General features: G+C 59.0%; 23 protein-coding genes. 21 read left to right on the forward strand and 2 right to left on the reverse strand.

Going from position 1 to position 22,853, the window contains the following annotated elements; genetic code table 11:
* Positions 1 to 4: 4 nt before the first annotated feature.
* The 4 genes from ileS to ispH are packed head-to-tail and all read left to right on the forward strand — an operon-like array spanning position 5 to position 4,711.
* Complete coding sequence (gene ileS, locus OJHNALOF_RS09995; protein WP_165661944.1) at positions 5 to 2,830, forward strand: isoleucine--tRNA ligase; 2,826 nt, start codon at positions 5 to 7, stop codon at positions 2,828 to 2,830.
* On the forward strand, positions 2,830 to 3,318 hold the full coding sequence (lspA, locus tag OJHNALOF_RS10000; RefSeq protein ID WP_094201332.1) for a signal peptidase II: 489 nt from the start codon (positions 2,830 to 2,832) through the stop codon (positions 3,316 to 3,318). The genes ileS and lspA overlap by 1 nt, the downstream gene beginning before the upstream one ends.
* The gene (fkpB, locus tag OJHNALOF_RS10005) at positions 3,315 to 3,764 is read left to right on the forward strand and encodes an FKBP-type peptidyl-prolyl cis-trans isomerase (RefSeq protein ID WP_094201331.1); all 450 of its coding nucleotides are present in this window, start codon (positions 3,315 to 3,317) and stop codon (positions 3,762 to 3,764) included. Before lspA ends, fkpB begins: the two co-directional genes overlap by 4 nt.
* Positions 3,765 to 3,766: 2 nt before the next feature.
* Positions 3,767 to 4,711, forward strand: coding sequence for a 4-hydroxy-3-methylbut-2-enyl diphosphate reductase (gene ispH / locus OJHNALOF_RS10010; RefSeq protein ID WP_094201330.1), 945 nt, complete (start codon positions 3,767 to 3,769; stop codon positions 4,709 to 4,711).
* Positions 4,712 to 4,809: 98 nt separating this feature from the next.
* Here the strand turns inward: ispH and OJHNALOF_RS10015 are convergent, their stop codons facing one another.
* Positions 4,810 to 5,220, reverse strand: a complete 411-nt coding sequence (locus OJHNALOF_RS10015; protein WP_240919698.1) for a type IV pilin protein — start codon at positions 5,218 to 5,220, stop codon at positions 4,810 to 4,812.
* Positions 5,221 to 5,287: 67 nt separating this feature from the next.
* Between OJHNALOF_RS10015 and OJHNALOF_RS10020 the strand changes: the two genes are divergently transcribed.
* The 15 genes from OJHNALOF_RS10020 to OJHNALOF_RS10085 all read left to right on the forward strand — a co-directional run bounded on the left by OJHNALOF_RS10020 (position 5,288) and on the right by OJHNALOF_RS10085 (position 18,662).
* The gene (locus OJHNALOF_RS10020; protein WP_094201478.1) at positions 5,288 to 5,773 is read left to right on the forward strand and encodes a GspH/FimT family pseudopilin; all 486 of its coding nucleotides are present in this window, start codon (positions 5,288 to 5,290) and stop codon (positions 5,771 to 5,773) included.
* The gene (locus OJHNALOF_RS10025) at positions 5,767 to 6,438 is read left to right on the forward strand and encodes a PilW family protein (RefSeq protein WP_206063659.1); all 672 of its coding nucleotides are present in this window, start codon (positions 5,767 to 5,769) and stop codon (positions 6,436 to 6,438) included. Before OJHNALOF_RS10020 ends, OJHNALOF_RS10025 begins: the two co-directional genes overlap by 7 nt.
* Positions 6,425 to 7,564, forward strand: coding sequence for a PilX N-terminal domain-containing pilus assembly protein (locus OJHNALOF_RS10030; RefSeq protein WP_094201327.1), 1,140 nt, complete (start codon positions 6,425 to 6,427; stop codon positions 7,562 to 7,564). Before OJHNALOF_RS10025 ends, OJHNALOF_RS10030 begins: the two co-directional genes overlap by 14 nt.
* Positions 7,565 to 7,575: 11 nt before the next feature.
* On the forward strand, positions 7,576 to 9,573 hold the full coding sequence (locus OJHNALOF_RS10035; RefSeq protein WP_094201326.1) for a type II secretion system protein: 1,998 nt from the start codon (positions 7,576 to 7,578) through the stop codon (positions 9,571 to 9,573).
* A gap of 85 nt (positions 9,574 to 9,658) precedes the next feature.
* Complete coding sequence (locus OJHNALOF_RS10040; RefSeq protein WP_165661945.1) at positions 9,659 to 11,278, forward strand: NAD+ synthase; 1,620 nt, start codon at positions 9,659 to 9,661, stop codon at positions 11,276 to 11,278.
* Between the two features lie 11 nt (positions 11,279 to 11,289).
* A complete protein-coding gene (gene glnB / locus OJHNALOF_RS10045) occupies positions 11,290 to 11,628 on the forward strand; it encodes a nitrogen regulatory protein P-II (protein ID WP_019936040.1) in 339 nt (112 codons plus the stop codon).
* Positions 11,629 to 11,771: 143 nt separating this feature from the next.
* Positions 11,772 to 12,281, forward strand: coding sequence for an S-ribosylhomocysteine lyase (gene luxS, locus OJHNALOF_RS10050; RefSeq protein WP_165661946.1), 510 nt, complete (start codon positions 11,772 to 11,774; stop codon positions 12,279 to 12,281).
* A 121-nt stretch (positions 12,282 to 12,402) separates the two neighbouring features.
* Positions 12,403 to 14,745 carry a ribonuclease R gene (gene rnr, locus OJHNALOF_RS10055; RefSeq protein WP_094201323.1) on the forward strand — a complete coding sequence of 781 codons (2,343 nt, stop codon included), beginning with the start codon at positions 12,403 to 12,405 and terminating at the stop codon, positions 14,743 to 14,745.
* Between the two features lie 63 nt (positions 14,746 to 14,808).
* Positions 14,809 to 15,543 (forward strand): 23S rRNA (guanosine(2251)-2'-O)-methyltransferase RlmB, encoded by a 735-nt coding sequence (gene rlmB / locus OJHNALOF_RS10060; RefSeq protein ID WP_165661947.1) that lies wholly within the window; start codon positions 14,809 to 14,811, stop codon positions 15,541 to 15,543.
* A 90-nt stretch (positions 15,544 to 15,633) separates the two neighbouring features.
* Entirely contained in the window at positions 15,634 to 16,089 is a 456-nt protein-coding gene (locus OJHNALOF_RS17000; RefSeq protein WP_240919699.1) for an EamA family transporter, read from the forward strand.
* A gap of 15 nt (positions 16,090 to 16,104) precedes the next feature.
* Positions 16,105 to 16,497: an EamA family transporter gene (locus OJHNALOF_RS17005; protein ID WP_370462315.1), complete on the forward strand. Its 393-nt coding sequence runs from the start codon at positions 16,105 to 16,107 to the stop codon at positions 16,495 to 16,497.
* A gap of 215 nt (positions 16,498 to 16,712) precedes the next feature.
* Positions 16,713 to 17,084, forward strand: coding sequence for a 30S ribosomal protein S6 (gene rpsF, locus OJHNALOF_RS10070; RefSeq protein ID WP_014291459.1), 372 nt, complete (start codon positions 16,713 to 16,715; stop codon positions 17,082 to 17,084).
* Between the two features lie 27 nt (positions 17,085 to 17,111).
* The gene (gene rpsR / locus OJHNALOF_RS10075; RefSeq protein WP_014291460.1) at positions 17,112 to 17,339 is read left to right on the forward strand and encodes a 30S ribosomal protein S18; all 228 of its coding nucleotides are present in this window, start codon (positions 17,112 to 17,114) and stop codon (positions 17,337 to 17,339) included.
* Positions 17,340 to 17,379: 40 nt separating this feature from the next.
* A complete protein-coding gene (gene rplI, locus OJHNALOF_RS10080) occupies positions 17,380 to 17,829 on the forward strand; it encodes a 50S ribosomal protein L9 (protein WP_014291461.1) in 450 nt (149 codons plus the stop codon).
* Between the two features lie 95 nt (positions 17,830 to 17,924).
* Positions 17,925 to 18,662 (forward strand): ferredoxin--NADP reductase, encoded by a 738-nt coding sequence (locus tag OJHNALOF_RS10085; protein ID WP_165661948.1) that lies wholly within the window; start codon positions 17,925 to 17,927, stop codon positions 18,660 to 18,662.
* A gap of 75 nt (positions 18,663 to 18,737) precedes the next feature.
* Here OJHNALOF_RS10085 and OJHNALOF_RS10090 read toward each other — a convergent pair whose 3' ends face one another.
* Positions 18,738 to 18,905, reverse strand: a complete 168-nt coding sequence (locus tag OJHNALOF_RS10090) for a hypothetical protein (protein WP_165661949.1) — start codon at positions 18,903 to 18,905, stop codon at positions 18,738 to 18,740.
* A 139-nt stretch (positions 18,906 to 19,044) separates the two neighbouring features.
* Here OJHNALOF_RS10090 and OJHNALOF_RS10095 point away from each other — a divergent pair, with 139 nt between their 5' ends.
* Together OJHNALOF_RS10095 and OJHNALOF_RS10100 are read left to right on the forward strand one after the other, a co-directional pair.
* Positions 19,045 to 19,977 carry an NADP-dependent oxidoreductase gene (locus OJHNALOF_RS10095; protein WP_165661950.1) on the forward strand — a complete coding sequence of 311 codons (933 nt, stop codon included), beginning with the start codon at positions 19,045 to 19,047 and terminating at the stop codon, positions 19,975 to 19,977.
* A 31-nt stretch (positions 19,978 to 20,008) separates the two neighbouring features.
* Positions 20,009 to 22,813, forward strand: coding sequence for a pitrilysin family protein (locus tag OJHNALOF_RS10100; protein ID WP_165661951.1), 2,805 nt, complete (start codon positions 20,009 to 20,011; stop codon positions 22,811 to 22,813).
* Positions 22,814 to 22,853: the final 40 nt, after the last annotated feature.

A 22,853-nucleotide genomic window follows, 5' to 3' on the forward strand; every position in this document is an offset into this window, starting at 1 on the left:
ATCCATGAGCGACTATAAACACACCCTGAATTTGCCCGAAACGGAGTTTCCCATGCGCGGTAACCTGGCCCAACGCGAGCCGGGCATGCTGCAGCGCTGGATTGATGAAGATCTCTACGGCGCCGTGCGTCGCGCCAAGGCCGGCAAGAAGCCCTTTATTCTTCACGACGGTCCTCCGTACGCCAACGGCAACATTCACATTGGTCACTCGGTCAACAAGATCCTGAAAGACATCATCGTCAAATCCAAGGGCCTGTTGGGTTACGATTCTCCCTACATTCCCGGCTGGGACTGCCATGGCCTGCCCATTGAACTCAAGGTGGAAGGCAAGGTTGGCAAGCCCGGCGTCAAGGTGTCCGCCGCCGAGTTCCGCGAGGCCTGTCGTGCCTACGCCAAGGAGCAGGTGGAAGGCCAGAAGGCCGACTTTATTCGCCTGGGCGTGCTCGGCGACTGGGATAACCCCTACCTGACCATGAACTTCGACACCGAGGCCAACATCATTCGTGCCCTCGGCAAGATCATCGACAAGGGCCATCTGCACAAGGGCTCCAAGCCGGTGCACTGGTGTACCGACTGTGGCTCGGCGCTGGCCGAGGCCGAAGTCGAGTACGAAGACAAGCGTTCGCCGGCCATCGATGTGCGCTTTCAGGCCGTTGACGAGGCCGCCGTAGCCGCCAGTTTTGACTGTGCCGAGGGCCATACCGGCAAGGGCCCGCTGTCCGTGGTGATCTGGACCACTACCCCCTGGACCCTTCCCGCCAACCGGGCGGTGGCGTTGCACGCCGAGCTTAACTATGCCCTGGTGCAGGTGGAAGGCGACAACCCCGAGCGCCTGATCCTGGCCGCGGATCTGGTCAAGGACGTCATGGATCGTGCCGGCATCACCCAGTACCACAACCTGGGTTATTGCCAGGGTGCAGGCCTTGAACTGAAGCGTTTTCAGCATCCCTTCTACGACTTCGACGTGCCGGCGATCCTGGGTGATCACGTCACCACCGACTCCGGTACCGGCGCCGTGCATACCGCCCCCGGCCACGGCCAGGAAGACTTTGCGGTCGGCCAGCACTACGGCCTGGAAGTGGCCAATCCGGTCGGCGGCAACGGCGTTTACCTGCCCGACACCGAGCTGTTCGCCGGTCAGCACGTGTTCAAGGCCAACGACGCCGTGGTGGAAGTGCTCAAGGAGCGTGGCGCCCTGCTGCACCACGAAGCCTACACTCACTCCTACCCGCACTGCTGGCGGCACAAGACCCCCATCATTTTCCGGGCCACGCCCCAGTGGTTTATCAGCATGGATCAGGCCGGCCTGCGCGGCCAGGCGCTGTCCGAAATTCAACAGGTACAGTGGGTGCCGGAATGGGGTCAGAACCGTATTGAGTCCATGGTGGAGAATCGCCCGGACTGGTGTATCTCCCGTCAGCGTACCTGGGGCGTGCCCATTGCCCTGTTTGTGCATAAAGACACTCAGGAGCTGCACCCCCGCGCCACCGAGCTGATGGAAGAAGTGGCCAAGCGTGTTGAACAGGCCGGCATTCAGGCCTGGTGGGATCTGGACCCCGCCGAGCTGCTGGGCGAAGAAGCCGATCAGTACGACAAGGTGCTCGACACCCTGGACGTGTGGTTCGACTCCGGCTCCACCCACGCCTCGGTGGTGGACGTGCGTCCCGAATTCCAGGGCCACCCCGCCGACATGTATCTGGAAGGCTCGGATCAGCACCGAGGCTGGTTTATGTCGTCGCTGATGATCTCCACCGCCATGAAGGGTCATGCCCCTTACCGCCAGGTGCTGACCCACGGCTTTACCGTGGACGGCCAGGGCCGCAAGATGTCCAAGTCCATCGGCAACGTGGTCAGCCCTCAGGAAGTGATGAACAAGCTGGGTGCCGACATTCTGCGCCTGTGGGTGGCCAGCACCGACTACTCCGGTGAGATGACGGTGTCCGACGAGATCCTCAAGCGCAGCGCCGACGCCTACCGTCGTATTCGCAATACCGCTCGTTTCCTGCTGGCCAACCTAAACGGTTTCAATCCGGAAACCGACATGGTGGCCCCTGAAGACATGGTGGTGATCGACCGTTGGGCCGTGGGCCGCGCCCAGGCCATTCAGCAGGAAATCACCCAGGCCTATGACGAGTACAACTTCCATCAGGTGACCCAAAAACTGATGCAGTTCTGCTCCATCGAGATGGGCTCCTTCTACCTGGACGTGATCAAGGACCGCCAGTACACCGCCAAGGCCGACAGCCAGGCGCGTCGTTCCTGCCAGACCGCCCTCTATCACATTGCGGAAGCCCTGGTACGCTGGATGGCGCCGATCATGAGCTTTACCGCCGACGAGATCTGGGCACTGCTGCCCGGCCAGCGTGAGCGTTTTGTGTTTACCGAAGAGTTTTACGACGGCCTGTTTGGCCTGGCCGAGGGCGAGCAGCTGAGCGATGCCTACTGGGCCGAGTTGCTCAGAGTACGTCAGGCGGTGAACAAGGCGCTGGAAAGCGCCCGGAGCAACAAGGTGATTGGCGGCGCGCTGGAAGCCGACATCACCCTGTATGCCGACGACGCCCTGGCCGGAAAACTGGCGCAACTGGGTGACGAACTGCGCTTTGTGATGCTGACCTCAAAGGTCACCATAGCGCCGCTTTCCGACGCCGCGGACGCCGCCGATACCGAGCTGGCCGGCCTCAAGGTGGGCGTGGCCAGAAGCGAGGCCGAGAAGTGTGGTCGCTGCTGGCACCATGTGGACGATGTGGGCACCATTGAAGGCCATGACGGTATTTGCGGCCGTTGCGTCTCCAACGTGGCCGGAGACGGCGAAGTTCGCCGGTTTGCCTGATGCGGGCCGTGCTGAATACCGGCCTGCGCTGGTGGTGGCTGGCGCTGGTGGCCATTGGCCTGGATCAGCTGAGCAAATGGCTGACCGTGGCCTACCTGGACTACGGCTACCCGGGGGTGGAGATCGCCCCCTTCTTTAACCTGGTGCACGTCTACAATCCGGGGGCGGCGTTCAGCTTTCTGGCCGATCAGGGAGGCTGGCAACGCTGGTTTTTCGCCGCCCTGGCGGTTGCCGTGACCGTGCTGCTCAGTGTGTGGATGTACAAGGCGCCGCGCACCGCGCGCTGGTTGCCGGTGGCTTATGCGCTGATCATCGGCGGGGCCATCGGCAACGTGATTGACCGAATCTTGCTGGGCCATGTGGTCGATTTTCTCGACTTCTACGTGGGCAACTGGCACTGGCCGGCGTTCAACCTGGCCGACAGCTTCATTTTCGTCGGTGCCGCCATGATCATCATAGACAGCTTTAAAAAGGACAGCCCCCAATGAGCAATATCATCGGTCCCAACAGCACGGTTCTGTTTCATTTCACTATCAAGCTGGAAGACGGCTCGGTGGCCGACAGCACTCAAGTACACGGCAAGCCTGCCAGGCTGCAGATGGGTGATGGCAGCCTGACCGACAACTTCGAGGCCTGCCTGCTGGGTCTGGAAAGCGGCGCACAGAAGGTGTTTGAGCTGACCCCGGACGATGCCTTTGGCCCGATCAACCCGGACAATATTCACTATATGGATCGCAGCCGTTTTGGTGCCGATCTGGAGCTGGAAGAAGGCGCCATACTGTCCTTTACCCAGCCCAACGGCGCCGAAATCCCCGGCATTATTCGCGGTGTGGCCGGCGACTCGGTGACCGTGGACTTTAACCATCCCCTGGCCGGCCAGAACGTCACCTTTGAGGTGGAAATCCTGGCCGTCGACGACGAAAACGGAGCCTGATCATGGACATCCTGCTCGCCAATCCCCGCGGCTTCTGTGCCGGTGTGGACAGGGCCATCAGCATAGTGCAGAGCGCCCTGGAAAAATTCGGAGCCCCCATCTACGTACGTCACGAGGTGGTGCACAACCGCTACGTGGTCAACAAGCTCAAGGATGCGGGCGCCATTTTTGTGGACGAGCTGGATCAGGTGCCCGACGACAACATCGTCATCTTCTCTGCCCACGGCGTGTCCAAGGCGGTGCGGGAAGAGGCCAAACGGCGCGGCCTCAAGGTGTTTGACGCCACCTGCCCGCTGGTCACCAAGGTGCATATGGAAGTGCACCGGGCCAGCCGCAAGGGCATAGAGACCATTCTTATCGGCCACGCCGGCCATCCCGAGGTGGAAGGCACCATGGGTCAGTATGAGAGCATGGATGGCGGCATGTATCTGGTGGAAAACCCGGACGATGTGGCGGCCCTGCAGGTCAAGCACCCCGACAACCTCACCTTTGTCACCCAGACCACCCTGAGCGTGGATGAAACCTCGGACGTGATCGACGCCCTGCGGGCGCGCTTTCCCACCATTGAAGGGCCGCGCAAGGACGACATCTGCTACGCCACCCAGAACCGCCAGGACGCAGTGCGGGAACTGGCCGCCAAGGTGGATCTGATGCTGGTGGTGGGATCGCGCAACTCGTCCAACTCCAATCGCTTGCGGGAGCTGGCCGAAAAGATCGGCACCCAGGCACACCTGATTGACTGTGTCGAGATGATCGAGCCGACCTGGCTTGAGAACGTCGCCCGCATCGGCGTCACCGCCGGTGCCTCGGCCCCGGAAGTGCTGGTGCAGGAGGTGATCTCCCACCTGCAGTCCTTGGGCGGCAAGGCCGTGACCGAGCATCCGGGCCGGGAAGAAAACATCGTGTTTGAGGTACCCGCCGAGCTCAAGGTGAAGCAGGTATCCTGACCAAACCGCTGCTTTCTCTGTCGATGGCAGTTAATGTTTAGCGAAAACTGAAGACAGATTTTGTCATCGAACTGTAAACCGCCCGAGAGGGCGGTTTTTTATTGCCAGCAGCTGGCCGGAGCCTTGCTGCCGTCTCTGGTCAGCGTTAGTGAAGTGCAGGTGGCTGATCCTTGTTTGTCATTTTGCTGGTCGCCTTTGGCAGTGGCGGAAAGGGTATAGTCGCTGCCGGAGACGGTGGCCCCGAAGGTATAGTAGTCGGTGCTGGGAGTACTGATTAAATTCACTGCCGTACTGGTGTAGGAGGGGTGGGAAATTCGCCAGTCTTCCTGGGCCAGTTGCATTTTATACAGGGTTTGTATGGCTTCGATACGCCGGGTTTTTTGCATGTAGGCAGAATAGGAAGGATAGGCCACGGCGGTGATAATGGCCAGCACGGCCACTGTGATCAACAGTTCAATCAGTGTAAATCCCTGGTATTTGGGCATGGGTGCATCCTTGTCTAAACTCATGCTTTACCTCAAGCTTACTTCAGTTTGGGCCACAATGGAGACCTGCCTTTTGAAGGATGCAATTGGCATGATCGGAATACAGCGCGGCCTGACCTTGATTGAACTGCTGATTGGTCTGGTGGTGATGACGCTGCTGACTACCCTGGCCGTGCCTGGCTTTCAGAGCTTGCGTGAGCAATTCACGGTACGCAGTGCTGGCATGGCGATATATGCCGACCTGCAACAGGCCCGCAGTGAAGCCATCAAGCGCAACCGGGAAGTAACGGTGTGCTTCACCAACTCGGGCGCTGCAAACTGGAGCTATTCACTACACGACTCCGATGATTGTACCGGTGATATCATTGAGACTGTGAGCAGTCAGCATTATCCGTATATGGTGCTTACCGCGTCCTATTCTCCCAGCCTCCTCACGTTTGGTCCGAGGCGAAACAGTCTCTCCAGCGGTAATGTGCAGCTTTCTAATGGTAACTATATGATGGAGCTTAAAACCTCCAATACCGGCCGTATCAGGACCTGCTCTGCCGATGATTTGCTAGGAGTCCCATCATGTTAGTGGTTCGAAGCCAGCAGGGAATGACTTTGGTTGAAATGTTGATCTCGCTGGTGGCCGGTTTGCTGGTGGTGGCCGGAGCCCTGTCGCTGTTTTCCTCGGTGATCGTATCCGGAAATACCACCTTGATGTTGTCGCGGTTGAATCAGGATGTTCAAGCGGTAACCGATATGATGGTGCGAGATATTCAAAGGGCGGGATATCACCCTAGTGCTGCTCAAGGAATGAATGGAGATACTTCGGCGGCATTTGCCGCCGAAGCCCTGGTATTTTCCATCACCGATGATCTATACGCTTCCAGCGGCGCCAGTGCGCCGGACTGTATTCGTATTAAATACTGGGATGATGGGGAGGTTGTACAGGCGTACCGTTATGACTCTGCAGATAAAGAGCTGCAGTGCCGAAGTACAAGCTCTGCGGGAAAGTGCGATGCTTCCAATGATAAAGCCACCAATATTTCCACTTTATGTAACTCTGGTAGTAACTGGCCAAGGTTTATATCTGAAAGTGAAATTTTGGTTGATGACCTGAGCTTTGAATTGGTGTCGGGCAGCAGTGCCACCGGCATGCGCACCATTCGGCTTAGTCTAAGCGCGTCCCATATCAACCGGCCGGCGTTGTCAGTGAGCCTGCAACGGGAGATCAAGCTGAGAAATGATGGCTACTAACAAGGAAAAAGGTTTTGCCACTTTGACCATCACTCTGGTGTTGGTGTCGCTGCTAGTGGCGGTGTCGGTTTTTATTGGCAAGGTGCTGGTCTCCGACAAGCGCATCACCCTGAACGAAATCGAATATCGGGTGGCTCTGGCGGCGGCGGAAAAAGGCATCGCCGACGCAATGGCAATACTCAAGGTCGATCCGGCTGTGTCCAGTGCCTCGGGCACGCTTGCCACCTCGGCGGCCACGGCTACTTATCAGGTCTCAATAATCCAGGACAGCCCTATTCCCAATGCCTGGCAACTGGAGTCGGCGGCTACCCTTGCCGGTGGCGGGGGTACCACAGTCAGTGTGCAGGTGGTGAGGCGCAGCATACTCAACCCTGCCAACGCAGGGCCGGCGGCGCCCTTGCTGATTGGTGGAGCCAGCACGGGGATCAGTGGCAACATGACGGTGGTGGCTAACCCCAATGGAGGTGGTCCGGGGGTTCCTGTATCGGTCTGGTCCGGGAAGGATATTGCCGGTGGTGGGAGTATGCAAACCTGTCAGTTGGGGGATTACAACGGCTCTGGTTGCACTGATACGCTCAGCACTAAAAGCGGTGGCACCGTGACTTTAGACTCGGATGTGGTGGATAATGATGCCGATTTTCCAACCGATCTGCTCAGCTATGTATTTGGTTTTGGTGACGATGAATGGGAAAAATTGGAAGCCATGGCTACCGCCATCGTATCAAGCTGCAGCAGTATTGTTTCACCTGGTTTTTATATTGTGGAAGGCGCAGGTGACTGTGATATTGATGATATCACCAGCTCAACCGATGAACCGGTTATTGCCTTGGTTAAAGATGCAAATATCGTGGCAAACGGCGGCAACCAGTTTTACGGTCTGCTGTTCTCTTATGATTCCGACCCGATCTCAGCCCCTGGTTACACCTTAAAGTTAAACGGAAATGCCAAAATATTTGGAGCCATTACCACTAACCATGGCGGCGATAACCTCAATGGTACTTTTGATGCGGTCTACGACCAGGGTGTGATCTGTAACTTGAGTTATTGTGATGGCAATACCAGCGGGGGCAGTGGCAGTCCCTTCGTTAAGTTGATGATTATCCCCGGCAGTTGGAAAGACTGGTAACAGGAGACGCCATGAAACGGCAACACGGATTTGGCCTGATCGAAGTCATGCTCGCCTTTATTATTGTGGCGGCCACTGCCGGTACTTTGCTGCAATTGAACAAAAGCTATCTTGAATACAGCCGGGATGGCCGCAGTCGGGAAGTGGCCATGCGTCTGGCGGAATCTAAACTGGACGAGCTGCGTCGGTTTCAGACCCGCTCCGGCTTTGATGCCATCGCCAACGGCAGCGACAGTATCAGTCTGAACGATATCGCCTATGGGCGCAGTTGGGCAGTCACAACGTATTCCTGGAACAGTGTCAGCCTAGACTGGGTTACGCCGTCTTCCAGTGTTCAGGATACCGGTAAAAAGCAGGTGGCTGTGACCGTGAATTGGACCGATGCGGGAGAAGCACACAGCTTTTCTCTGGACTCGGTGATTGCTCCCAACACCCCCACCAGTGGCGGTCCCTTTGGCACCAGTGGCGATAGCTTTGGCTCCGGCAAGGGCGGACCAAAAGTAGCACATACGCCAGGGGCGCTACCGGATGTTATCGCCATGGTCATCGATCCCGGCTCGGGCATTAAACAGGAGACTACCAAGCCGGCGCCTGAAATCAGTAAGAAGGGTAATGATGTTATGGTGAGTTTTGATGCTGTTACCTATGATGCGAGCGGCGACAGCCTGATAAAAAGTGACAGCAGAACGTTATATTGTACCTGTGAAACGCAGAGCGACACCAAGTCCACCAGGAAGCCGGCCGCTCCCATCGCCCTGGCTCAGGGTCTGTATTGGGAAAATGGTGGGCTGGCGGATAAAGGTTGGGGTGATAGCAGTAATGAGAATTGTATAACTTGCTGCAATAACCATTACGATGTGCCTTCCAGTAACCTTTTTGCCGATAATTACAACCAGTTTAACAAGGGGCATATGCATTCAGGGAGCACATATTTTGAGTCCTGCCGGATGTTACGGATTGATGGTTATTATCAGGTCATGCCAGACTGGAATCTGATCTCCCTGAACGTCTTCCCTCCCGGCTATCTGGCAGATGCCACCAATGTCACGCTCTATCAAGGTTATATCAAAAATGTAGTGCAGGCCTATATATCAGAGCTAAAGGCGGGAACGCAAACCGCCGATCACAAGGCGATAAGTTATCCAGACTGGCTGTCTGCCAATGGTACGGCCGAGCAACAGGCTTCCTTTGATGATTTAACCGTTTTATTCTTAGGATCATCTTATCAATTTGCTGCCCGAGCTGTTTATGTGGATCTTCTGCCTCAGGGTTTGCTGGATAAGGTTGACTTTAACGATGACAACTGGCTTGCCAGAGTCGCATTTAATGATGTGAATGTCACCCTGTTGGCTGACTGGAAGTTGAGTGTGGCAGATGATATTCACCTGGATGTAACCAATGAAAATATCAATACAATCGTTGATCCTGGGAGTGATTACTTTGGTACCTATTCCCGGGGGTATGTGACAGGGGAGCTGATTACATTGCTGAATCTGCCCGTGTCAGTAAGTGCAGAAATGAAACGCTATAATAGTGGCCTGACGGGAGGTAATGCCATATCTGCCTTTGATGGTAGTAATGTATTTACTTCTGCTCTGAATGTGGCGGTGGTAGAGGGTTCAATTTCAGAGGTTACTTTTGATGGAGTGATTCAATGCTTAACTACACAGAATAACAATTCCACCATGGCTGTTTCTTGCTCTAAAAATGACTTCGGAAAAACGGTTGTCACTGTGACAGATGGCCTTGGTGTTAATAGTGACTGTACTGTTGTTAAAGACGCTGATGTGGCGACGGCCCGTTATCAGTGCACAGTTTCGGCTGGGGTGGGGGCAACGGTAACCTTCAGCGAAAATTCAAATAACAGTAACTTTGTGTTTAATGCCGGCACCACTAACCCTAATACTATCAGTTTAAGTACGCTTGATATTACCAGTGGTAATATTCCCTGTGTCTTGCAGATCAGTAAGCACATAACAGATTACGGTGCCGTAACCTGTACACCCTAGGGCCATTGGCCTAAGTCGGTGCTGGTAACTCCGGCGCCTTTTTTTGTATCATGCTTGCAATTTCTGGATAGAACACAGGCAAACCATGTCCTCACATCTCACCCTGGCGCTGGCCCAGCTCAATACGACCGTCGGCGCCATTGAAGCCAATACCCAACTGATGCTGGCCGCCGTCAGCGAGGCGACCGCGCAGGGCGCCGAGCTGGTGCTGTTTCCCGAACTGGCGGTGACCGGCTATCCGCCGGAAGATCTGCTGTATCGCGACGATCTGCACACTCGGGTCGACACCGCCCTGGCCGAGCTGGCTGCCGCCAGCCAGGGCGTCGCCCTGGTGGTCGGCCACCCCTGGCGCGACGGCGGCAGGCTTTACAATGCCGCGTCCTTCTTTTACCAGGGCAAGCTGCTGGGCCGTTATTTCAAGCAACTACTGCCCAATTACGGCGTGTTTGACGAAAAACGCTATTTTGCCGCCGGCACCGAGCCCTGCGTGATCGAGTTCAAGGGTCACAAGCTTGGCCTGCTGATCTGCGAAGACGTGTGGGAGCCGGCTCCCATGGCCGCGGCCAAGGCCGCCGGCGCCGAGCTGGTGCTCAGCCTCAACGCCTCGCCCTATCACAAGGGCAAGGCCTGGATTCGCAAGGATTTGCTGGCCCAGCGCAGCCGCGACAACGCCCTGCCGCTGGTCTACCTCAATCAGGTGGGCGGCCAGGATGAGCTGGTGTTTGACGGCCGTTCCAAGGTGTTCAACGCCGAGGGAGAACTTACCCAAAGCCTGCCGGCCTTTGCCGACACGCTGGCACTGGTGACTGTTGAGCAGGGCGCGCCCGTGCCCGGTACCATACAACCCGCACTGGAGCCCCTGGCCGAGGTCTATCAGGCGCTGGTGCTGGCGACCCGGGATTACGTCAACAAGAACGGCTTTAACGGTGCCGTGCTGGGGCTGTCCGGCGGCATCGACTCGGCCCTGACCCTGGCCATCGCCGTGGATGCCCTGGGCAAGGACAGAGTGCAGGCGGTGATGATGCCGTTTCGCTACACCGCATCGATCAGCGTGGAAGACGCCAAAGAGGAAGCCGAGCACCTGGGCGTGGAGTTTGATATCGTCTCCATCGAGCCCATGTTTGATGCCTTTATGGGCCAGCTGGCACCCATGTTTGCCGGTACCGAGCGCGACACCACCGAAGAGAACCTGCAGGCTCGTTCTCGCGGCGTGTTGCTGATGGCCATTTCCAACAAACGCCGCCGCCTGGTGCTGACCACCGGCAACAAGAGTGAAGTGGCGGTGGGCTACTGCACCCTGTATGGCGACATGGTGGGCGGTTTTGCCCCCATCAAGGACGTGCCTAAGACCCTGGTGTTCGAACTGTCCCGCTACCGCAATACCCTGGGTTATGTGATTCCGCAGCGGGTGATTGACCGGCCGCCGTCGGCGGAGCTGGCGCCGGATCAGCTCGACCAGGACAGCCTGCCGCCCTATGATGTGCTCGACGCCATTCTCGAGGGATATGTAGAGCAGGACAAATCCCTGGCTGATCTGCTGGCCGCCGGCTTTGATGAAGCCGACGTGCGCCGAGTGATCAAACTGGTGGACATCAACGAATACAAGCGCCGCCAGAGTGCGGTGGGTCCGCGCATCACGGCGCGTAACTTCGGCAAGGACAGGCGCTACCCCATCACCTCGGGATTTGGCAAAACTAACTGGTAAAGGAGCCACCGATGAAAAAAATTGAAGCCATTATCAAGCCTTTCAAGCTCGACGATGTGCGCGAGGCCCTGGCCGAGCGTGGTATTACCGGCATGACGGTATCGGAAGTAAAGGGATTTGGCCGCCAGAAGGGTCACACCGAGCTGTATCGTGGCGCTGAATACATGGTGGACTTTCTGCCCAAGGTCAAGCTGGAGCTGGTGGTGCAGGACGAGCTGGTAGAGTCCTGCATTGAGGCCATTGAAAGCACCGCCCGCACCGGCAAGATCGGCGACGGCAAGATTTTCGTGCTCGACGTGGGCCAGGTGATCCGTATTCGTACCGGCGAGCAGAACGAAGAAGCGGTGTAAACTGCGGGAAGGGGAAGCGGTGAAACGGGGCTGGGGGCGAAGGCGTATTCCGGTCCCGAGCCCCTAATCTCCAGTCCCTTGTTTTAACCTTGTGGTTTTTTTGCCACAATGATTGATTGAATTTGAATTGAGGAAGTACGCCCATGCCACTGCTGGACAGTTTCACCGTAGATCACACCCGTATGGAAGCCCCGGCGGTGCGGGTTGCCAAGACCATGGCCACGCCCCACGACGACACCATTACCGTGTTTGACCTGCGTTTCTGCCTGCCCAACCAGGAAATCCTGTCCGAAAAGGGCATTCATACCCTGGAGCACTTGTTCGCGGGCTTTATGCGCAACCACCTCAACGGCGACGGTGTGGAGATCATCGACATTTCCCCCATGGGTTGCCGCACCGGCTTTTACATGAGCCTGGTAGGCGCGCCCAACGAGCAGCGCGTGGCCGCGGCCTGGAAGGCGGCGATGGAAGACGTGCTCAAGGTGGAAAACCAGTCCCAGATCCCCGAGCTCAACGAGTATCAGTGCGGCACCTATGTGATGCACTCCCTGGACGAGGCCAAGGCCATCGCCCGCAATATTCTCGAGCGGGGCATTGGCATCAACAGCAACCAGAGCCTGGCACTGCCGGAAGAAATGCTGAAAAACCTCTAATGCCCGGCGGCTTCCCTCAATCCCAACACGCCCGGTTAATGTCTAACCGGGCGTGTTGTCACTTGTTATTCTTACACTGTTGATATAAACCCTTCATCACAGTGCTCAAACGGACCCTCTTATGTCACAACAACAAGACCCTTTCCAGCAGCGGGAAGCCGAGAAATACGAAAACCCCATTCCCAGCCGGGAATTTATTCTTGAGCACCTCAAGCAGCGCGGCACCCCGGCCAATCGGGACGAACTGTTCGCCGAACTGGATTTGGCCGGCGAGGAGCAGGAAGAAGCCCTGCGCCGGCGCCTGCGCGCCATGGAGCGCGACGGCCAGCTGGTGTTTACCCGCAACAAGTGTTACGCCCTGCCCGACAAACTGAACCTGATCAAGGGCCAGGTGATCGGTCACAGAGACGGCTTTGGCTTTGTGCGCCCGGAAGACGGCGGCGACGATCTGTTCCTGGCCCAGCGCGAGATGGATGCGGTGATGCACGGCGACTATGTGCTGGTGCAGCCCCTGCGCTTTGATTCCCGCGGTCGGCGCGAAGCCCGCCTGGTCAGAGTGCTGGAGTCCCGCAGCCTGGACGTGGTGGGCCGCTATTTCGTGGAAAACGGCGTTAGCTATGTGGTGCCCGACGACAGCCGCATTGCCCAGGACATTCTCATTCCCCAGGGGGAAACCATGGGCGCGCGCATGGGGCAGGTGGTAGTGATCACCATTACCCAGCGCCCGACCAAGCGCATGACCGGCATCGGCAAGGTCATCGAGGTGTTGGGGGAGACCATGGATCCGGGCATGGAAATTCAGATCGCCCTGCGTACCCATGATATTCCCCATGTGTGGCCGGACGCGGTCAAACAGCAGATCGCCAAGCTGACCGAGGAAGTGCCGGAAGAGGCCAAGCTGGGTCGCAAGGATCTGCGCGAGCTGCCGCTGGTCACCATCGACGGCGAAGATGCCCGCGACTTTGACGATGCGGTCTACTGTCAGCCCAAGCGCTCCGGCGGCTGGCGCCTGTGGGTGGCCATTGCCGACGTGTCTTATTATGTGCGCCCGAACTCGCCCCTGGACGACGAAGCCTATCAGCGCGGCAACTCGGTGTATTTCCCCGAGCAGGTGATTCCGATGCTGCCCGAGGTGCTGTCCAACGGCCTGTGCTCCCTCAACCCTCAGGTAGACCGGCTGTGCATGGTGGCGGAAATGACCATCTCCGCCACCGGCAAGCTGTCCGGCTTCAAATTCTACGAAGCGGTGATGAACTCCCATGCCCGTCTCACCTACACCAAGGTGGCGGCCATGCTGGAAGGGGACGAGACCCTGCGGGAGCGTTACGCGCCCCTGGTGCCGCACCTGGAAGAGCTGAACCGCATGTATCATGCGATGAAGGAAGCCCGTCACCAGCGCGGCGCGGTGGAGTTTGAAACCGAGGAAACCCGCTTCGTGTTCAACCCCCAGCGCAAGATCGAGCGCATTGTGCCGCTGGTGCGCAACGACGCCCACAAGATCATCGAAGAGTGCATGATCATGGCCAACGTGGCCGCCGCCCGCTTTATTGAAAAGCAGGAAGCCCACGCCCTGTTCCGGGTGCACGACAAGCCGGGTGAGGAAAAGCTTACCGGTTTCCGCAGCTTCCTCGGTGAACTGGGCCTGGAGCTGAAAGGCGGCCTGGAGCCGGAGCCGGCGGATTACGCCCTGCTGGCCGAGCAGATCAAGGACAGGCCCGACGCCGAACTGATTCAGACCATGCTGCTGCGTTCCATGAAGCAGGCGGTGTATCAGGCCGAAAACAACGGGCACTTTGGCCTGGCGCTGAAGTCCTATGCCCACTTTACCTCGCCCATTCGTCGCTATCCGGATCTGGTGCTGCACCGTGCCATCAAGGCCCAGCTGGCGAAGATGCACGGCGGTGGCAGCAGCAAGACCGGTGGCGTGCCCTACCAGTATGACCAGGTGGCGCCCATGGGCGAACACTGCTCTATGACCGAGCGCCGGGCCGACGACGCCACTCGCGACGTGGCCGACTGGCTCAAGTGCGAATACATGCTGGATCACGTGGGCAGTGAATTCGGTGGCACCATCGCCAACGTCACCGGCTTTGGCTTTTTTGTGCGTCTCGATGAGTTCCACATTGATGGCCTGGTGCATATTTCCAGCCTGCAGAACGACTATTACCAGTTCGATCCGGCCCGTCAGCAGCTGATTGGCGAGAACTTCCGCCGTCGCTACCGTCTGGGCGACAAAATCAGGGTCAAGGTGATGGCGGTGAACCTGGACGAGCGCAAGATTGACTTTGAGCTGGTGGAAGAGGGCCCAAAGGCCGAATTTGACGGTGGCAAGGGCGCCAAGAACCTGAAGTCGCGCAAGCGTGCCAAGCCCACCGGCGGCAAGGGTGGCGACAAGGCCGAAAAAGGTGAAAAGAGTGACAAGCCCCGCTCCCGCAACCGCAGTCGTGGTCGCAAGCGCCGTTAATTAAACCCGGGATGAGGGGGCGGTCTGGCCCCTCATCCTCATGCTTCAATCCCGAGAATTTACATGAGTAGTGAACTGATCTTCGGCATTCACGCCCTGAACGCCGCCCTGGAAAATCACCCCGAGAACATTCTGGAAGTCTGGCTGCTCAAGGGGCGGGACGACGCCCGCCTGCAACAGCTGCAAAATCAGCTGCAGCAGGTGGGGGTGCGTGCCCAGCTGGCCAACCGGCAGACTCTGGACGGCAAGGCCGGGGGTGCCCAGCATCAGGGGGTGGTGGCCCGGGTCAAGGCGCAGCCTGCACTGAACGAGGCGGATCTCGATGCCCTGCTGGCCCGCACCGACACGCCGTTGCTGCTGGTGCTGGACGGGGTCACCGACCCGCATAACCTGGGGGCCTGCCTGCGCACCGCCGATGCCGCCGGGGTGCACGGCGTGATCGTGCCCCGGGACAAGTCTGCCGGCCTGACCCCGGTGGCGCGCAAGGTAGCCTGCGGCGCCGCCGAAGTGGTGCCGCTGTTTCAGGTGACCAACCTGTCGCGCACCCTGCGTGCCTTGCAGGACAAGGGCGTGTGGGTGGTGGGCACCGCCGGCGAGGCGGATCACGGCATCTATCAGGCCAAACTGACCGGGCCGCTGGCGCTGGTGATGGGGGCCGAGGGCAAGGGCATGCGCCGCCTGACCCGGGAACATTGCGACGAGCTGGTGAGCATTCCCATGGCGGGCTCGGTGTCCAGCCTGAACGTGTCGGTGGCCACCGGCGTCTGCCTGTTTGAAATGGTGCGCCAGCGCGGGTAATGGTAGTGAGGGGAGAGGGGAGAGACCTCACTCCTTACCCCTCACTCCTCACAAGAAATAAGACGGGGCTAATCGGGTGATGGAATTGACATGCAACAGCTAGTGGGCCGAATGCGGGCTGACAGTCAGCTGCTGGCTATTTTTTTGCTGGTGCTCGGTAACCTGATGATTTCCTTTGGCGACGTGCTGGTCAAACTGATGGGCCAGAGTCAGATCAGCCCCTATCAGTACGTGTTTCTGCGCTTTACCATGACCTCGCTGTTACTGCTGCCGTTCTGGTGGCGGCTGGCCCCGGCGCGCCGAGGCTGGGGCCAGTGGAAAATCCACTTCCTGCGCGGTCACCTGCTGCTGATGGGCTCCGTCTGTGTGTTCGTCAGCCTGATTTATCTGCCCCTGGCCACCGCCAATGCGGTGTTCTACGCCGCCCCCCTGCTGACCCTGCCGCTGGCGGCACTGATAAGCCGGGAACAGGTGCGCCCGGCCACCTATGGTGTCAGCCTGCTCGGCTTTGGCGGCATTCTGGTGGTGCTCAACCCCGCCGAATGACACTGGGCCGGCTGGGTGGCGTTGCTCACCGCGCTGTCGATGGCGACCAGTAATGTCTTGGTACGTCGGCTGCCGAAAGGGCGCTCGGTGCTGGCCACCCTGTTCATGACCCAGGCGCTGGCCATTCCCGCCAGCCTGGCGCTGGCGCTGCCGGATTGGCAGCCCATTCCCGGCGAGGTCTGGTGGCTGCTGGTGGGCGCCACCCTGGTGGGCATTATCTATCAGGGCATCTGCATCATGGCCTATGCCATGGCCGACGCCAGCAAGATCGCCGCCAGCGAATATTCGGGGCTGATTTTCGTCACCCTGATGGGCATGGTGCTGTTTGCCGAGTTTCCCGACTGGAACGTCTATCTGGGCGCACTTATCGTGATCGCCGCCATCGGATTGCAGCGCAGACTGCGCTGACGCCGTGAGGAGGAAGGAGAGAGGGGTGAGGAGAAAAACAGTTGGAGAGTATTTTCTGAAATTTATTCCTCGCGCCTCACCAATATATTCCCTTGCCGCCTGGCTGGTTATCCCTTAAACTACGCCGCCTTGAAATCAGTCATAAAACCCAAGTTCCTTGCCTCCGCTGGTGTGACTGAGCCCGCGCCGAGGCTATAACCCGTAAGGAGCAATCCATGCGTCATTACGAAATCGTATTCATGGTTCACCCCGACCAGAGTGAACAGGTTCCCGGCATGATCGAGCGCTACACCGGCGCCATCACCACCGCCGGTGGTCAGATCCACCGTCTGGAAGACTGGGGCCGTCGTCAGCTGGCTTACCCGATCAACAAGCTGCACAAGGCTCACTACGTTCTGATGAACGTTGAAGCCGACCAGGCTGTGATCGACGAGCTGGAAACCAACTTCCGCTACAACGACGCCGTGCTGCGCAACATGATCATGCGCACTAAGCAGGCCGTTACCGAGCCTTCCGAAATGGCCAAGGCCAAGGAAGAGCGTCAGCCCCGTCGCGACGATGCTCGCGCCGAAGCCGCTGCCGAGTAATTCACGTTTTAGTAGAGGAAGAGAATCATGGCACGTTATTTCCGTCGTCGTAAGTTCTGCCGTTTCACCGCTGATGGTGTTACCGAGATCGATTACAAAGACATCGCTACCCTGAAGAACTACATCACCGAGTCCGGTAAAATCGTACCGAGCCGCATCACCGGCACCCGCGCTAAATATCAGCGCCAGCTGGCTCGTGCGATCAAACGCGCTCGTTACCTGGCCCTGCTGCCTTACACCGATCTGCACAAGTAAGCAGCGGCCTAACTCGTACCTGTAAAGAGGAAAGGTAATCATGCAAGTAATTCTGCTGGATAAAATCGCCAAGCTGGGCGGCCTGGGTGACCAGGTTACCGTCAAGTCCGGTTACGCTCGTAACTACCTGCTGCCCCAGGGCAAAGCAGTACTGGCCACCAAAGACAACGTAGCGGCTTTTGAAGCCCGCCGCGCCGAGCTGGAAGCCAAGCTGGCCGAGCAGCTGGCTGCTGCCCAGGCTCGCGCCGACCAGCTGTCTGCCCTGGAAGCCGTTGTTATCGAGTCCAAGTCCGGTGACGAAGGCAAGCTGTTTGGCTCCATCGGTGCCCGCGACGTGGCCGACGCCATCACCGCTGCCGGTGTTGAAGTTGCCAAGAGCGAAGTTCGCCTGTACGACGGCGTACTGCGCAACGTAGGCGAGTACGAAGTGGGTGTGCAGCTGCACGCCGACGTCAAGGCCACCGTCAAGCTGCAGGTAGTTGCTGCCTAAGCCCGATGGTCGCTTGAAAAAACCCGCGCAGGTCGCGGGTTTTTTATTGCCCGCGTTCCGGCTAAAGTGGAATAAACACTGCAGGAGGGCGCACTATGGCAGACTGGATCACCGGACGGGTGAAGGCCCGTAAAACCTGGTCCGACAATCTGTTTTCACTGGTGGTGGACGCCGAGGTGGCCCCCTTCACCGCCGGTCAGTTCACCAAGCTGGCTCTGCACACCGAAGATAAAAAGGTGGCCCGGGCCTATTCCTATGTAAACGCTCCCGGGCAGGACCCCGAGTTTTATCTGATCACCATTCCGAAAGGGCAACTTACTCCCCATCTGGCCGGCCTCAAGGTAGGTGACGAGCTGTTGGTGCAGCGCACCGCCGCCGGCTTTCTGACCCTGGACGAAGTGCCGGCCGGGCGGGATCTGTGGCTGATGGCCACCGGCACCGGAGTGGGGCCTTTTGTGTCCATCCTGGCCGACGGCCGTTGCTGGCAGCAATTCGAAAATATCGTGCTGGTGCACGGCGTGCGCTTTGCCGATGAGCTGGGCTACCGCCGCCGCATTGCCGATCTCACCGAGGGGCGGACCCGGTTTCAATATCTTCCTTTCGTATCTCGTGAAGACGCCGACGGCGCGCAGGCCGGGCGCATTACCCATGCCATTGCCGACGGCAGCCTGGAGCAAGCCACCGGCCTGGGCTTTTCGCCCGAACACAGCCGAGTGATGCTTTGCGGCAACCCGCAAATGGTGCGGGACACCATTACCGAGCTGAAAAACAAGGGCCTGCAGAAACACCTGCGCCGCAAACCCGGTCAGATCCTGATGGAGAACTACTGGTAAACATCGTGAGGGGTGAGAAGTAAGGTGGGAGGGGATAAAAAGCTCCTCACTCCTGGCACCTTACTCCTTACAAGATTAGCGGGTGAGCACCATCATCAGGCTGAGCAAGCCGGCCAGCCCCCAGCCCAGCCCCATGATCCAGTAAAACCCCCTGGCACCTTTTTTGATGGGAATGCGGTGATATTGCAGAAATAAAAACCACAGCAGGGCCGGGATCAACGGCAGCAGAAACAATCGGGTCATGGCAATCCCTCAGGGGTTGTCGTCTATGCTTCATTGCACTGTAGCAAGGGCGCGGCATCACGCCAACCGGCTTTCTGACCAGCGTCAGACCGTGGTAATGTGCTGCCTCAACAAGCCTCACATGGAAAAGGAGCCCAACATGAAACAACTGGTGATTTCCGCTTTTGGCGGTCCCGAGCAACTGACATTGGTCGAGGCTGAGCATCCGCCGCTGGCTGCCAATCAGCTGCGCCTGAAAATGCGCTATGCCGGGGTGAACCCCATCGATGCCAAAACCCGGGCCGGCTTGGGCTGGGGCGCCCAGGCCATCAAGGACAGCCTGCCCTGGTCGCCAGGGTTCGAGGTGATGGGTGAAGTGCTGGAAGTGGGCTCCGAAGTGTGCCGTTTCCTGCCGGGGGATCGGGCCTTTGGGCTGGTTCGGGGGGGCGCCTACAGCGAGGAGCTGGTAGTGAATTGCGATGAAATGATGCCTCTGCCCGACGAGGTGCCCGACGACATGGCCGCTGGCCTGGCCCTGGCCGGCACCACCGCCTGGCAAGGGTTGACCAGGCACGGTGCCCTGCAGGCGGGGGAGCGGGTACTGATCTCGGCCGCCGCCGGCGGGGTGGGACACCTGGCGGTGCAGCTGGCCAGGGGGCTGGGAGCCACAGTGGTGGCGCTGGCATCTTCCGGCAACCATGACTTCGTCAAGGGGCTGGGCGCCGATGAGGTCGTGGACTATCACGATGAGGCGGCAGTCGCGGCCATCGAGCCGGTGGATCTGCTGCTGGATCTGGTGGGGGGAACTTCCGGCGAGTCACTTGTGTCTCAGGTGAAACCAAATGGCCGTGTGGTGACCGTGCCCACCATTACCGCCGACAAGGTGATTGCCGCCGCCAAGGCGCGTGGCCTGAATGCCACCGGCATGCTCAAGGAAAGCGATTCGGAGCAGCTGGCCATGCTGGCCAAGGCGGTTGCCGAAGGCCGGTTGCGGGTGGAAGTGAGTCAAGTGTTTGACCTGGCCGACGGCGCCGAGGCGCACCGCCAGATTGAAGCCGGTCATACTCGGGGCAAGCTGTTGCTGCGAGGCTGATCGGTCGTTGTTGCTGATTTAAGGAAACTGCATGAAGTATTGGTCCTTGTTGCTGTTGTTGTGCCCCCTGGCCACCCAGGCGGCGCCCACCCTGGTGGAAAAGGTTGAATCAGGCCAGGACGAGCTGGTTATTCCCTACGAGAAATACCGGCTCGACAACGGGCTGACGGTGCTGCTTAACCCCGATCACTCAGATCCCCTGGTGCACGTGGAGGTGACCTACCACGTGGGCTCGGCCCGGGAAGAGCCGGATCAGACCGGCTTCGCCCACTTCTTTGAACACATGATGTTCCAGGGCTCAAAGCATGTGGGGGATCAGGAGCACTTTCGCCTGATCAACGAGGCCGGCGGCACCATGAATGGCACCACCAATCAGGACAGGACCAATTACTTTGAAACTGTGCCCGCCAACCACCTGGAAAAGGTGCTCTGGCTGGAAGCCGATCGCATGGGCTTTCTGCTGGAGGCGGTAAGCCAGCGCAAGTTCGAGATTCAGCGTGACACCGTGAAGAACGAACGGGCCCAGCGTATCGACAACCAGCCCTATGGCCTGGTGGGAGAGCGTATGGACGAACTACTCTACCCGCGGGATCATCCCTACAGCTGGCCCACCATCGGCTATCTGGAAGATCTCGATCGGGTCGATGTGAACGATCTCAAGGCTTTCTTTCTGCGCTGGTACGGTCCCAACAATGCTACCCTGGTGATCTCCGGTGACTTTGACACCGAGCAGACCCTGCAATGGGTGGATAAATATTTTGCCCCCATTCCCGCGGGCCCCGAGGTTGAACGGGCCGAACCGGCGCCGGCCAAGCTTGAGCGCAATCGCCACCAGACCCTGGAAGATCCGCGCATTCGCATGCCCATGTTGTATCTGTCCTACCCCACCGTCTGGCTGGGGCATCAGGACGAAGCCGCCCTGGACGTGCTTGCCAATGTGCTGGGGGGCGGCAAGAGCTCGCTGCTCTACCAGGAACTGGTAGAAACCGGCAAGGCGGTCAGCGCCGGTGCCGGACACTATTGTTCCGAACTGGCCTGTACCTTCAGTGTGTGGGCCTATGCCAACCCGTCCCGGAACGGTGATCTGACCCCGCTCAAGGAAGACGTGGAACGCATTATCAACGGTGTGGTGGAGCGTGGCATTCAGGCCGACGACGTGTCCAAGGCGGTGACCGAGTTGCGCGCCGACCTGATCCTTGGCCTCGACAGTGCACAAGGCAAGGCTCGGCAGCTGTCACTGGGCCAGGTGCTGCAGGAAGACCCCCTGTATGCCATCAATGCCTGGCGCCAGCTGGAGAAGACCAGCCCCGATGAAGTCGGCGCCGCCTATGAGCGTTATCTGCAAAACAAGCCCCATGCGGTGCTGAGTGTGGTGCCCGAGGGCAAAACCGAATGGCAGGCGGCGGCACCCGACTATGTGACGCCAGAGCGCAACCTGCCCGAGTGGCAGCATATCGACGAACTGCCCCTGCGCACCGTGCAGGACAACTTTGACCGCAGCCAGATGCCAAAGGCTGGCAAGCCGGTGGCCATTTCGGCGCCGCCGCTGTGGCGGGAGACGCTGGGCGACAATATTCGGCTGCTGGGTACGGTCAATGATGAAATTCCGGCGGTGTCGGTGATCCTGGCTCTGCCCGGTGGCCAGCGCGCCGAGGGCGAGGGCGAAGCCGGTCTGGCTGCGCTCACCGCCGCCATGATGAATCAGGGCACCGAGCGGCTCAGCAACGGTGACTTCAGCGAGGCGCTGGAGCGGCTGGGGGCCAGTATCAGCGTGCGCAACGGCTTCTATACCAACCTGATTGAGGTGACCAGCCTGACTGAAACCCTGCCTCAGACCCTGGCGCTGGTGGAAGAGCTGCTGTTTCAGCCTGGCTTGCGCCAGGAGGATCTGGACAAGGTTAAGGCACGACTGCTGGAGTCCATGGCTCAGAGCCGCAACCAGCCGTCCTGGCTGGCTCGACAGGGCTTTAATCAGCTGATGTATGGCAACAGCCGCCTGGGCCAGCCCGACGACGGCCTGCCCGAACATGTAAAGGACTTCACCCTGGCGCAGGTGAAGGCGTTTTATCAGCGTTATTACAACCCCAAAAACGGCCATGTGATGATCGCCGGGGATCTCACCCCCGAGCAGGCGAAGCAGGACTTTGCCTTCCTCACTCGGTGGCAGGGAGATGCCGCCACACTGCCCGCGGTGAATGTACCCGAGCAGCCCGCCGAACCGGGCATCTATGTGATCGACATGCCGGGTTCGGTGCAGTCGGTGCTGCGTATCGGCCGGCGCGCCCTGCCGGTAGACGCCACCGGTCCCTATTTTTACGGCCAGCTGATGAACTACAACCTGGGGGGCAACTTTAACAGTCGCATCAACCAGAACCTGCGGGAGGACAAGGGCTACACCTACGGCGCCTATTCCTACTTCAGCGGCAACCGTGAGGCGGGGGTGTTTGTAGTGGCCGGGGACGTGCGTGGCGATGCCACCGCCGGCGCCATTGGGGAAATTCTGCTGGAGATGAACCGGTTTGCCGCCGAAGGCCCCACGCCGGCGGAGCTGGCCTACCTCAAGAGCAGCTATTCCCAGCAGGACGCCCTGAGCTATGAAACCCTGGGTAAAAAGGCCGGTTTCCTGCTCAATCTGGCAATGCTGGAGCTCTCTCCCGACTATCTGTCGCAACAGCAACACATTGTGGCCGAGGTGGATGCCGACGCCCTGACCGAGCAGGCTCGGCGCTGGCTGGACCCCGATAAAATGGTGGTGGTGGTGGCCGGCGACAAGGCAAAACTTGAAAAATCGCTGGCACAACTCAATCTTCCAGTGCACGATTTGACTATTAAATGACGGGGCCCGGCCTCCCACGGCACCACTCAGGTGGTGCCGT

It is taken from the genome of Oceanimonas sp. MB9 (genome assembly GCF_011319775.1).
GTDB classification, from domain to species: Bacteria; Pseudomonadota; Gammaproteobacteria; order Enterobacterales; family Aeromonadaceae; genus Oceanimonas; species Oceanimonas doudoroffii.